Below are 12238 nucleotides of genomic sequence, written 5' to 3'. Positions count from 1 at the left end.
TCATCTCTTCCGATTTACCGGAAGTGGTTCACCTCTCTCACCGTCTTTACATCATGCGGGAAGGAAAAATCGAAGCGCACCTACAAGGCGACGAGATCACCGAACCTAATGCCCTCTCCCACTTTTTTGAATCTATGCCGTCTCAGAATGAGGAGCTTCTCCATGAACACTAAGCCAATAAAAATGGATTCCTCCACTGCAAAACCAGTGTCTAACCCATCCAGAAGCAATGTAATGAACCAGATGAAAAGACTCTTTGTAAAACTTGGTGTGCTGCCTATTTTGATGATTGCTGCCATCGTTATTTTTGCCAGCACGTCGGATAACTTTCTGACTTCGCGCAATCTCCTTAACCTTTTGCGCCAGTCTTCTTACCTCATCATGGTAGCTATCGGGCAGATGTTTGTATTACTTACTGCGGGGTTTGACCTTTCTGTCGGCACCATCATCGCGCTGTCATCTGTAGTGGGCGCAACCACCATGGCAAGCGTGTATGCCGCCATGCCCGATGCTATCTACCTCGCCATTGCCCTTGGCTTGTTAGCCGGCGTTGGCGTGGGTTTGCTCGTGGGTTTGGTAAACGGCGTGGGTGTCGCGCATTTCAATGTGTCTCCATTCGTCATGACCCTTGGCATTTCCTCTGTAGGATTCGGAGCGGCTCTGTACATGACGGGTGGTTCCCCCGTTTACGGCATGCCGATGGAATTTGGCGACACCTTCGGGTTTGGCAGCATTCTTGGTATTCCAACCCCAATTCTTGCTGCGATTCTGATGATGATAGCTGCCTTAGTCATCGTTAACCGGACTCGTCTGGGGCGTTACTTCTATGCCGTGGGCGGAAATATTCACGCCGCGCAGCTCTCTGGAATTCAAACCCATAAGACGCTGATTCTGGCGTACTTGCTCTGCGCATTTTTTGCTGCGGTAGCGGGCATGCTGATTACCGCCCGTTTGGATACTGGTGAAGCCAACATTGGCGCAGCCATGCCACTCCAGTCTATTGCTGCATGCGTGATTGCAGGGGTGAGTCTGCGCGGTGGCGTGGGCCGAGTAGAACACGTGGTGCTGGGTGCCATCTTCATTAGTCTTGTCCAGAACGGGATGAACCTCACCCGAGTGGAATCTTATCTCCAAACCGTGGTGATTGGAGCATTACTGATATTCGCTGTCATCATCGACCAAATTCGTATTCGAATGCGAGCGAGCCTCGGGGCTCAGTAGGCTCCGCGCATCGTTAAAAAAGAAAACTATGGCATTCGTCTGGAATCAAATTTTCATAAGCAGGTATTTCTATGATCAACATAAATAGCGACATGGGGGAAGGCTTCGGCATCTACAAATTAGGTGACGATGAAGCGCTCATGCCTTATATCACCGAAGCCAATGTAGCTTGCGGTTTCCATGCCTCCGACCCCAACCACATGAAGCGCACCGTGGAGCTGGCAAAACAATACGATGTAAAAGTGGGCGCGCATTTCTCATTGCCCGATTTACAAGGTTTTGGACGCAGAAAAATGCACCTTTCTCAGCCAGAACTGCACAATATGATCGTCTATCAGATTGGGGCGTTAAAAGGCTTTCTGGATATGCTGGGTATGCCGCTGAACCACCTTAAGCCTCACGGCATTTTATACGGCATGGCGGCATCGGATCCGGAAATTGCAGAAACCATTGCCAACATCGCACTGCATTACGACGTTCCCGTATTCGGGCTGACCAATACCAGCCATGAGACAGTGTACAAGCGCAAAGGCGTTACCTTCGTCCCCGAGTTTTTCACCGACCTGGACTATGATCAACATGGGCACTTAGTGATTACTCAAACCCATGATGCAACCGACCCGATCAAAGCAGCAAAGCGGGTGTTAAAAGCCGTGGAGCAAGGCACAGTGATTGCGACGAATGGAGACGAGATCCCAGTCAGCGCCCAAACCGTTTGTGTTCATTCGGATACCCCTAACGCACTGGATATTGCCAAAGCGGTCAATGCAGCCCTTAAGCACCATTTGCCGCAGCCATCAAAAGAATTTGATGTTTCTTGATTTTCAAAGGAGTGAAACATGTCAGACAAAGAAATTCTCTGCCCACTGCCGGGCATCTTCTACCGCTCTTCAGCCCCCGATCAACCGAACTACAAAGAGATAGGTGACAAGGTAACAGAGGGAGACACCATTGGTTTAGTGGAAGTGATGAAATCGTTCCACGAGATCAAAGCAGAAGCCTCTGGAGTGATAGACGAGTTTCTTCTGGAAAACGAGAAACCAGTGAACGCGGGTCAGCCAATAGTCCGGCTCAAGTAGCCAGCACTAATCAATAGCTCGCAGAATGAACACAAGGAGTTGTTATGACAATTCAAACCTTACTCGTCGCTAACCGAGGGGAAATCGCTGTGCGGATCATCCACGCAGCTAAGGAAATGGGGATTCGGACCGTTCAGGTTTACAGCGAAGCCGACTGTGAATCGCTGGCGGTCAGGCTTGCCGACACATCGGTGTGCATTGGCGCCCCAATGGCGAACCAGTCTTATCTCGATGGAAGCAAGATCATTCAGGCAGCACTGGATACTGGTGCAGACGCGATTCATCCCGGCTATGGTTTTCTGTCTGAGAATGCGGATTTCTCTGATCAGGTGAGACAAGCCGGGTTGATATTTGTCGGCCCCAACGGAGACACCATGCGCAAGATGGCGGATAAAGCCGTTGCCCGTGAAACGGCTGAAGCCGCAGGCGTGCCTGTGGTGCCCGGAAGCTCCCCGATGAAAAACCCACAACTGGCGCTGGATACCGCCAAAGAGATCGGCTTTCCCGTGATGATCAAAGCATCCGCAGGAGGCGGCGGTCGCGGTATTCGCGTCATCAATCAGGAATCGGAATTTCTTGAAAACTACCATCAGGCCGCCGCAGAAGCACAAGCCGCTTTTGGTGACGGCACCTTATACCTTGAAAAATTCATTCATCAGTCTCGCCATGTGGAAGTGCAGATTCTGGCGGATGGTAACCGTGCCATTCATTTGTTTGAACGCGAATGTTCGTTGCAGCGTCGTCGCCAGAAAGTGTGGGAAGAAGCGCCTTGTACTGTACTTCCAGACAGCGTTCGCCAAGCCATGTGTGAATCTGCCGTTGCTCTGGCTGAAAGCGTGAATTATCAGGGCGCAGGCACCATTGAATACCTGTATGACGACCAAAGCCAGTCGTTCTACTTTATTGAAATGAACACCCGAATTCAGGTGGAGCACCCGATTACGGAATGCATTACGGGGGTGGATTTGATTCGGGAAATGCTGCGCATTGCATCAGGTGAACCTCTTCGCCTTAACCAGGACGATATTGAAATTCGCGGGCATGCCATCGAGATTCGTCTCAATGCTGAAGACCCGTTTAATGGCTTCCTGCCCTTCCCCGGCATTATAAAACAGTTTACCCCGCCGATGGGTTCAGGGGTTCGGTTCGACGGGCTGATCTATTCAGGTTTTGCCATTCCACCCTATTACGATTCGTTGCTGGGCAAGTTAATCGTCTGGGACACCGACCGTGACACGGCTATCCAGCGTATGGCGAGAGCCTTAAATGAACTTGAAGTCGAAGGTGTAAAGACCACTCAGCCTCTGTTCCAGAAACTGTGTGAGTCTGAAAACGTGCTACGTGGCGACTTTAATACTGCATGGCTGGAAAGCTGGTTAGAAAACTTAAACCCGACAGAAAGCACCGAGAACACGGACCGTTCACTGTCTCAGGCATCATAAGGAAAGACGATGAAAACACGCTATTCATTCGGCGGAGACGAGCACATCTTTGTGGAAGTCAGCGAAGAAATGTCCCTCGCCGCCTTTTTTAAAAGTTTGTCTATGACGCAGGCGATCCGCGATGCAAAGATCGATGGTGTTGAAGAGATCTGCCCTGCCAATGCCTCTTTTCAGGTGAAGTACAACCCTGACATATGTTCGCCTGAAGTGATGCTTAAAACCATTCAGGACATAGAAACGTCCATGGCACAGACAGAAGCCAAAATTGCCACTCGGATCATTGAAGTTCCGGTGTTTTATCAAGACCCGTGGACACACGAAACCCTTATGCGCTTTAGAGACCGTCATCAGGATCCAGATGGAACGGACCTGTCCTATGCCGCCCGAATCAACGGGTATGATTCGGTCGAAAGTTTCATTAAAGCGCACTCTGATTCGCCTTGGTTTGTGACCATGGTGGGCTTTGTGGCGGGGCTGCCATTTATGTTCCAGATGGTAGAACGCGAGAAGCAGATTCAAGTGCCCAAGTATGTTCGCCCAAGAACCGATACCCCAAAACACACTGTCGGTTACGGCGGCTGTTTTTCCTGTATTTATTCTGTTCGTGGTGCTGGCGGTTATCAGATGTTTGGTGTCACCCCGATGCCAATCTATGACCCAAGCCAGAACGCCGCTCACCTGAAAGATTTCCTAGTGTTCTTCCAACCCGGCGACATCGTGAAGTTTCGCCCGATTGAGGAATCCGAATATCACGACATTGTCAGTCAGGTTGAAGACGGCACATACAAACCAAGAATCCAGTCTACCGAGTTTTCTCTGGCGGAATTTGAACAGGACATTGTCAGCTACAACGCGGCACTGAAGGAGGCGCTTTATGAGCATTAAGGTTAACCACCCGGGTCTGGCGACCGCTGTCCAGGATCTTGGTCGAACTGGGTATTTCCATCTCGGCATTCCGGTATCTGGTGCCATGGATCGTTTCGCTTGCCGCTGCGCCAACTGGTTGGTCGGCAATGATGAAAGCGCAGCGGTGTTGGAAGCGGTCTTTATGGGTCCCAAACTCACGTTCTCCAACGACTGCACCGTCGCCGTTACTGGCGCAGACATGACGCCTTTTGTTGATGGTGAAGCGCAAACGACCTGGACAAGTTTTGCGATTAAAGCAGGACAAGAACTGACGTTTTCTCACCTGACTCAAGGAGCCCGGATTTACATTGCTGTTTCTGGCGGGATTGATGTTCCTGAAGTGTTGGGCAGCCGTTCAACCTACACTCTTGGCGCGCTGGGTGGCTTTGAAGGCAGACCAATTCAGCAGGGTGACGAACTTCCATTAGGACAATCCGATTCGGGCTTTCAGGTTCGCTCATTACCAGAATCGCTGCGCCGACCGAATTCTAATGAATTAAGAGTCGTTACTGGGCTCTACTGGCATCGGATTACAGGGGCATCTGGCAAACAGTTTTTTGAAGATACATGGCAAGTAGCACCGGAAGCAGACCGCATTGGTTACCGCTTTAAAAACGGCACGCCACTGGAATTTAATGAACGCGAACAGCCATTTGGTGCGGGATCTGATCCCTCCAATATTGTGGATGGCTGCTACCCATATGGTTCCATTCAGGTGCCAGCAGGGAAAGAGCCCATCGTGCTGCACCGCGATGCGGTTTCTGGTGGCGGCTACTTTATGATTGGCACCGTGATTTCTGGCGATATGGATCTGATTGGTCAGATGCAGCCCAATACCTCCACGCGTTTTGTTGAGGTGTCGATGGAAGAAGCGTTGGCAGCACGCAAGGAATATCAGTCTCTACTAGACAAAGCGAAACACCACATCCAAAGCAGTGGGGTGAACCAGTGACCTTACTTCAGCAACAAGCCTTTATTAACGGTCAATGGCAAGACAGCGCTAGCGGCACGACGTTTGCGGTGCTCGACCCAGCCAATGGCAACCAGCTTGGAACAGTGCCAGAGATGGGCGTAGAAGAAACACTGGTCGCCATCTCTGCCGCCCACGCTGCGTTTTCAACGTGGAGTAAAACCACTGCAAAGCAACGAGCCGAATGCCTGATGAACTGGTATCACCTCATGTTGGAGAATCAGGCGCAACTGGCTGAGCTGATCACTCAGGAATCGGGGAAACCGTTGGCAGAATCCATGGGCGAGGTTTTATACGGCGCTTCATTCGTTCAGTGGTTTGCCGAAGAAGGAAAACGGGCTTATGGCGACATCATTCCTTCCACCGCCGCAGACAGGCGCTTGCAGACCATCAAGCAGCCTGTCGGGGTTTGCGCTGCGATAACGCCTTGGAATTTTCCGGTTGCCATGATCACCCGAAAAGCAGCACCCGCTTTAGCGGCAGGCTGCACCATGGTCATCAAACCCGCCGAAGCGACACCTTTTTCCGCTTTGGCGCTGGCGAAGCTCGCTAAAAAAGCGGGGATTCCGGATGGAGTCATCAACGTGGTGACAGCCTCCAACGGAGTTGAAATCGGTCAGGTGCTGTCTCGGGATGAGCGTATCAGAAAGTTGTCGTTCACAGGCTCTACAGCAGTAGGTCGGCAACTCCTCAAGCAGTGTGCCGACACGGTAAAACGAGTGTCGTTAGAACTTGGTGGTAACGCGCCATTCATTGTGTTTGATGATGCCGATATCGACGCCGCAATCGAAGGCGCGGTTGCCTCTAAATTCCGAAATTCAGGGCAGACCTGCGTCTGTACTAACCGGATTCTGGTGCAGTCGGGCGTTTACGACGCCTTTTGCGAAAAATTTGCCAGAGCCGTCAGCAAACTCAAAGTGGGTGAAGGTATTAATCCCAAACACCAGATCGGTCCTTTGATTAGTGAGCCAGCATTGGACAAGGTCGATGCCCACATTCGGGATGCGTTGAGCCAAGGCGCGCATCTGCTGACTGGCGGCTCTGGCCATTCTTTAGGTGGTTTGTTTTATCAGCCCACCGTGCTGTGCGATGTGACCCCTATGATGCGAATCGCCTCTGAAGAAACCTTTGGTCCTGTGGCACCCATTTTCAAATTCAATACCGAAGATGAAGCTATTCGACTGGCGAACGATACCGAATATGGGCTTGCGGCGTATTTTTACTCGCAAAATATTCACCGATGCCTCCGAGTGAGTGAAGCGCTGGAATACGGCATGGTAGGCGTCAATGAAGGCATTATTTCCAATGAGGTCGCACCATTTGGTGGGGTGAAATCATCCGGCTTAGGTCGGGAAGGATCGCGTCTGGGCATCGAAGAGTATCTGGAAACCAAATACATCTGCTTTGGTGGGCTGTCTTAGCTGCTTTTATCTGTCGTAACAATCTTTATCTGTCTTGAAAAAGGAACACACACATGAACAACCAATCACTGATGGAGCGCCGGCAAAAGGCGATCCCCAGGGGCGTGGCTTCGGCTACCCCTTTGTTTGTGAAACGCGCAAAAAATGCGGAGATTTGGGACGTAGAAAACCGTCGGTATATCGATTTTGCTGCGGGTATTGCTGTGGTTAACACAGGGCATTGCAACCCGGCAGTAAGCGAAGCGGTCATCAACCAAATTGACCTGTTCAGCCACACCGCGTTTCAGGTCGCGGGTTACGAAACCTACATTGCACTTGCCGAGCGGTTGAATGCCCTCGCACCAATCGATAACGCCAAAACCATACTCATGACCACGGGAGCAGAAGCGTTAGAAAATGCCGTGAAGATTGCGCGTCATTATACGAAGCGTCGTGGCGTCATTGCCTTTCAGGGAGGCTTCCACGGCAGAACTATGCTAACTATGGGCATGACGGGAAAGATCGCCCCTTACAAAGAAGGCTTTGGTCCCTTCCCCGCCGATATTTTCCATGTGCCCTTCCCTGTTCCGTATCAGGGTATGGACACTCACTACACCATGAAGTCGCTGGAAAAAGTGTTCAAAACCGACATTTCCCCCGATTCAGTGGCTGCCATTGTGATTGAACCGATTCAGGGCGAAGGCGGGTTTTACGCAGCGCCCGCTGAGTTGATGGAGCACTTGCGTGCGCTCTGCGATCAGCATGGGATCTTACTGGTCTTTGATGAAGTGCAGACGGGGTTTGGTCGCACCGGTAAAACCCTCGCGAGCGAACACTATAGCGTTCAACCCGATCTGATTACTGTCGCCAAAGCGCTGGCTGGCGGCTTCCCTCTTTCTGGCATTATTGGAAAGGCTGAAATCATGGACAGCCCTAACCCCGGAGGATTAGGTGGAACTTATGGCGGTAGCCCGGTGGGGTGTGCAGCAGCACATGCGGTGCTGGATGAACTTGAAAGCAGAGACCTGAACCATAAAGCACAGGTTATCGGGCAAAAAGTCGAACGCGCCATTAAGCAGGTGAAAGACGCTCACCCTGACACTCCAATTGCCTACGTTCGACATGCCGGAGCCATGATTGCTTTCGACTTTGTAGACGGTGAATCCCCAGCGCCCGAGCACGTTGCTCCGTTTATCACCCACTGCCGTAACAATGGCCTGATCGTGCTGCCATGCGGTCAGTTTGGAAACGCGGTGAGATTATTGCCTCCATTAACGGTAGAGGACCATATTCTGGAAGAGGCAATTGAAATCATTCAGAACTCGCTGATCGCTATAACGACACAGTAGTTAAATAATCACTAAAGCGCCGTTACTGGCGCTTATTCTTCCACTTCCCTGAAATCAGATACTTTGGAAAGGTATAAAGCTGTTCAAGCAAAATTCGGGTAACCGCATTCGCCGGGCTGGTGAAGGGCTCTGGCGGGAGGTGTTCTTTTTTATGCCCAATACCCTGAACAGCGATAGAGACAAGGGGCAATAACACCAAGCCTCCAGCCATCAAAAACTTGCCAAGAACCAACGAAACCAATGCTCCCCAGAACCCAATAATGAATACCGGAACCATGATTAAATGAATCAGGAAATTGCCCTGATGCTGGTGAAAATGACCGTAAGTGTTTTGCTGGTGCTGAACGAGTTTACGTATAGACATTACTGCTCTCCAATCTGTTTTGGAGAAAGATAATATCGCTGGCAAAACAAAGCATTACCATATGGTAATTTGGCTTTAACTTTTAATTCGGCTGAGAGATTGGGGCGTAATGCCCAGATAGGACGCCACGTAATATTCTGGAATGCTCTCAATCAGGTGAGGCATCTGTTCACACAACTCAACATACCGCTGCTTTGCAGTTTTCATCAGCAAAGACATGGCGCGTTGCTGGGTGTGGTAATACGCCTCTTCTGAAAGTCTTCGACCCAGCTTTTGCCATTTTGCGCCACGTTCGTAAAGCTCAGATATCGCCTGAGTCGGTAACTCTACCGCTTGTACTTCGGTCAGCGTTTGAAAATGTAGCTGGGATGGTTCGTTGCGGATCACGCTGGAAAAATCAGTAAGGAACAGGTTTTTCACATTTGAAGAAGGTTCGTTGAAGTGGAAGCAAGTGGTAAAGTCGCGCCCGTTCTCGTCAATGGCAAAAGAGCGTGTAATGCCAGAGCTGAGATAATACATACTCCGGCAAGCCAGACCATTCCCAAGCAAGCTTATATCTTTCTCAAAATTATGAACCTTAAAGCTTTCTGAGATCGTTTCCCACTCCTTATCGGATATAGAAACGAACTGACACAAATGCGCTCGAAGCTTGGTAAGCGGTTGCTGAGGAGTATCTTGAGTCACGTATTACCTTAGATTTGGCGGGATTCTTAGAGAGTGAAGCCCGTAGCTATCGCGAATTCAGGTTACTTACAAAAGGTTTCAATATACAGTGCTTCAACTTTGTCCCTTGCCCATTGGGTGCGACGCAAGAACTTTAAAGAAGACTTAATGGATGGGTTGTTATAAAAACAGTTGATTTGGATTTCTGCGTCTAAACCTTCCCATCCATAATGTTCTTGTAAACGCACGAGTATCTTTTCTAAGGTCAAACCGTGCAAAGGGTTATTAGGTTGTTCCTGGCTCATTACTGCAATTCCTGAATACCAATATTTGGCGCAGAGTGTAGCAGATTAGAAATCAGAAAGGCTAAAGAGTTATTTCTTTAGCCTTTAGGAATATGCCCTTCTAGGTTTTACTATTTTTTCTCAAATCGAAAGCTTTGATCATCGTTAGGCAAACACGCTTGTTCTTTTAAGCGATACCCAGCTTGTAGCTCTGTTGGCCCGATACACACATTTTTATCAGCTTCGATTAAGTGTTGATGAACTGGTTCATACCACCATTGTGATGATTTGGCGCAAGAAGTCGTTTTAATGAAGCCATCATCAGCAAGGGTAATGCATTTGGCATGTCCATAATCTGACAGTTTTAATAATGAAGAGCCCTTGTCGAACGTAAAGTTTTGGTTACTGTTCTGGTTACCATCACATGCCCAAAATCCGATGACACCACTACCAGCTAGATTATCAACACAATAGCCTGTCGACTTGTTGACAAGCTTCATCTCGGTTGAATCAAATTTAACGTAGTCTTCCCCTGTTTTTGAATAACAGGTGCCATCATTCGTGCACAATGAATCAGCATAGGAACCGCAGTTCCCATATTGCTTCGTCGTGGCAAATATGGCAGCTCGACCATCCATTTTTACACTTTCTATCTTAGATGAAGTGTTCGCCATAGCATTACAACTTGGTAACTGCCCCGCTCCCTGAGAGTACTCTTCTACAAATGTGTTGATGTTGTTTTTGATGTTTCCCCATGATTCTGGAACAAATATTGTGGCAACTTCAGTAACAACTCCGGTTGATGCTGCTGTCACGGACAGAGAAACAGAACGACCTTCTTTTGTCAGGTCAAACTTGTAATTTTCACCCTCAACCCAGTCATATTGGTAGGAGCACTGAACGCCATCACCTTCATGGTCAAACGATCGGCAATAAGCCGCACTGTTATTATCCCACTCAGTTACATCCCAAATAGAAAAATTGATTCTTTTACCATTACCACGTTGTAAACCAGCATAACCGCCATTGCCATTTTTAAACCAAAACTGAGTCGCCCAATAGTAGTTTGAATTTGAATCACCATCGTCGAGGATGTTGTACTCATACTCCAAATGGTTACCAGCCGCGGAGAAGTGGTGACCATAAGAAACCATTCCCCCAGCAACAACTGCGTGAGTAACACTCGGAATCAGACTCATAAATAAGACGGGAATCAGACATTTCTTCATAATACAAACCTATAAGTTTATTGATGTGAAACACTACCGACATTTTATAAAGTAACTGATACCAAATTGTGATTTGAACAATCAGAAGTTAGGTCGCGATTCAGAAAACATGAACTGCCTTGCGTATTTTTGAGCTATTTATTCAAGTTATATAAAGGGTAACTAAAGCTTTTATTTTCAGATATATAATCGAATGTCGTTTGTTAAAAACACTCTATTATCGAGTAAGACACTCAAGTACTTATAAGCGAGGATTTTAGAGGTAGGAAGACAGAGGGTAACAGTTATTAACGCTATACTCGTTTGTTATGTGTAAAAATCAAAGTTCGGAGTAACACAATCTTGGCTTTGGGTTAAAATACAAAAGGAAATCATTATTCTCAGCTTCTTTAGAAAAATGGACTCGTAAAACTTTTTCTGAGCCCCAAGTTTGGAAAGTAATAGAAGTAACATTTTCTTTATATACATCAAAAATAACTACATCACCTTGCACCAATCTTACCCTTATGAAACAGTTATAAAGTGGTGAATGAGTAAAGGCTAAGCTATCTCCATTGTCATACTGCATGATAAATGAAAATAGCCCTTCATCATGGTTATACTCATCAGAGCAACCAAAGCCTCTTTCAAAAAAATCTAACTCATCTGGAAATTCATAATTCAAGGTTAATACCTCATATAAAAGAATTGGAACATAACGCCGGCTTAAACCGCAGACAACGCACAAAACAAACGGCTGCAAATCACCTTAAACACCAAACTCAACGCAAACTAAAAATGCCACACGTTTTTGGTCTGTTTGAATATTTGTTAGGTGTGAATTACACCTTATCCTGAATACTCCAGTTTAAAACGTAATCAGGAGCTATGCCATTAGCTACGAGAAACTCTCTGTGCCTCTGAATTCTCGTAGCAATCAATTCAAATTTCGATGTTAATTCAGCGCTATTTAATAGATACTGATTGTTGTATTGATAATATGAATAAACTTCACACAAATCATTTAATGAATACTCATCTATTGGATCATAAGACTCTTCTAGGCTTGAAAGTACGTTTTCAAATAAGCCAAAATCAACATGTTGTGCACACGCCAATCTGTTGTGGAATTCATTAATACTATTTGAAAATTGACCTCGGTTCACCCTCTACTCCTAACACTTAAATCACTGCAAACCAAAATTGCCACTTGTTGGCGGTCGGCTTGAAGCGTTTGTATGGATAATCTTTCCTGAATTCGGGTAATGTGAGACCCAGGCTTTAGCTGCAACTAAAGCTTTCTATGGGGTAGTTCGATTGAAGCTAGGCTCCTCTGTCGAGAGACCGATAAC

General features: G+C 47.8%; 14 protein-coding genes. 8 read left to right on the top strand and 6 right to left on the bottom strand.

What is annotated here, in order from left to right; all coding sequences use genetic code 11:
- Positions 1 to 162 precede the first annotated feature (162 nt).
- The 8 genes from RH89_RS05705 to gabT all read left to right on the top strand — a co-directional run bounded on the left by RH89_RS05705 (position 163) and on the right by gabT (position 8367).
- Positions 163 to 1221 carry an ABC transporter permease gene (locus tag RH89_RS05705; protein WP_004400159.1) on the top strand — a complete coding sequence of 353 codons (1059 nt, stop codon included), beginning with the start codon at positions 163 to 165 and terminating at the stop codon, positions 1219 to 1221.
- 71 nt (positions 1222 to 1292) lie between these two features.
- Entirely contained in the window at positions 1293 to 2042 is a 750-nt protein-coding gene (pxpA, locus tag RH89_RS05700) for a 5-oxoprolinase subunit PxpA (RefSeq protein WP_004400158.1), read from the top strand.
- A gap of 18 nt (positions 2043 to 2060) precedes the next feature.
- Complete coding sequence (locus RH89_RS05695; RefSeq protein WP_004400157.1) at positions 2061 to 2300, top strand: acetyl-CoA carboxylase; 240 nt, start codon at positions 2061 to 2063, stop codon at positions 2298 to 2300.
- A 44-nt stretch (positions 2301 to 2344) separates the two neighbouring features.
- On the top strand, positions 2345 to 3742 hold the full coding sequence (locus RH89_RS05690) for an acetyl-CoA carboxylase biotin carboxylase subunit (RefSeq protein WP_004400156.1): 1398 nt from the start codon (positions 2345 to 2347) through the stop codon (positions 3740 to 3742).
- Positions 3743 to 3751: 9 nt separating this feature from the next.
- Entirely contained in the window at positions 3752 to 4627 is an 876-nt protein-coding gene (locus RH89_RS05685) for a 5-oxoprolinase subunit B family protein (protein ID WP_004400155.1), read from the top strand.
- Positions 4617 to 5600, top strand: coding sequence for a 5-oxoprolinase subunit C family protein (locus RH89_RS05680; protein ID WP_004400154.1), 984 nt, complete (start codon positions 4617 to 4619; stop codon positions 5598 to 5600). Before RH89_RS05685 ends, RH89_RS05680 begins: the two co-directional genes overlap by 11 nt.
- Positions 5597 to 7039, top strand: coding sequence for an NAD-dependent succinate-semialdehyde dehydrogenase (locus tag RH89_RS05675; RefSeq protein WP_004400153.1), 1443 nt, complete (start codon positions 5597 to 5599; stop codon positions 7037 to 7039). The genes RH89_RS05680 and RH89_RS05675 overlap by 4 nt, the downstream gene beginning before the upstream one ends.
- Before the next feature lie 53 nt (positions 7040 to 7092).
- Complete coding sequence (gene gabT / locus RH89_RS05670; RefSeq protein WP_004400152.1) at positions 7093 to 8367, top strand: 4-aminobutyrate--2-oxoglutarate transaminase; 1275 nt, start codon at positions 7093 to 7095, stop codon at positions 8365 to 8367.
- Positions 8368 to 8389: 22 nt separating this feature from the next.
- Here gabT and RH89_RS05665 read toward each other — a convergent pair whose 3' ends face one another.
- The 6 genes from RH89_RS05665 to RH89_RS05640 all read right to left on the bottom strand — a co-directional run bounded on the left by RH89_RS05665 (position 8390) and on the right by RH89_RS05640 (position 12052).
- A complete protein-coding gene (locus RH89_RS05665) occupies positions 8390 to 8731 on the bottom strand; it encodes a hypothetical protein (RefSeq protein ID WP_004400151.1) in 342 nt (113 codons plus the stop codon).
- Positions 8732 to 8806: 75 nt separating this feature from the next.
- Entirely contained in the window at positions 8807 to 9415 is a 609-nt protein-coding gene (locus tag RH89_RS05660; protein ID WP_004400150.1) for a Crp/Fnr family transcriptional regulator, read from the bottom strand.
- Between the two features lie 62 nt (positions 9416 to 9477).
- A complete protein-coding gene (locus RH89_RS05655; RefSeq protein WP_004400149.1) occupies positions 9478 to 9699 on the bottom strand; it encodes a VF530 family protein in 222 nt (73 codons plus the stop codon).
- A gap of 110 nt (positions 9700 to 9809) precedes the next feature.
- Positions 9810 to 10907, bottom strand: a complete 1098-nt coding sequence (locus RH89_RS28625) for a DUF3472 domain-containing protein (protein ID WP_050811503.1) — start codon at positions 10905 to 10907, stop codon at positions 9810 to 9812.
- Between the two features lie 319 nt (positions 10908 to 11226).
- The gene (locus tag RH89_RS05645; RefSeq protein WP_004400147.1) at positions 11227 to 11571 is read right to left on the bottom strand and encodes a hypothetical protein; all 345 of its coding nucleotides are present in this window, start codon (positions 11569 to 11571) and stop codon (positions 11227 to 11229) included.
- Positions 11572 to 11728: 157 nt separating this feature from the next.
- On the bottom strand, positions 11729 to 12052 hold the full coding sequence (locus RH89_RS05640; RefSeq protein ID WP_004400146.1) for a hypothetical protein: 324 nt from the start codon (positions 12050 to 12052) through the stop codon (positions 11729 to 11731).
- Between the last annotated feature and the right edge of the window lie 186 nt (positions 12053 to 12238).

The organism is Vibrio nigripulchritudo ATCC 27043, from assembly GCF_000222685.1.
Classification (GTDB): Bacteria; Pseudomonadota; Gammaproteobacteria; order Enterobacterales; family Vibrionaceae; genus Vibrio; species Vibrio nigripulchritudo.
Note: the sequence above shows the minus strand (reverse complement) of the source record. Positions and strands in the feature narration are given on the sequence as shown.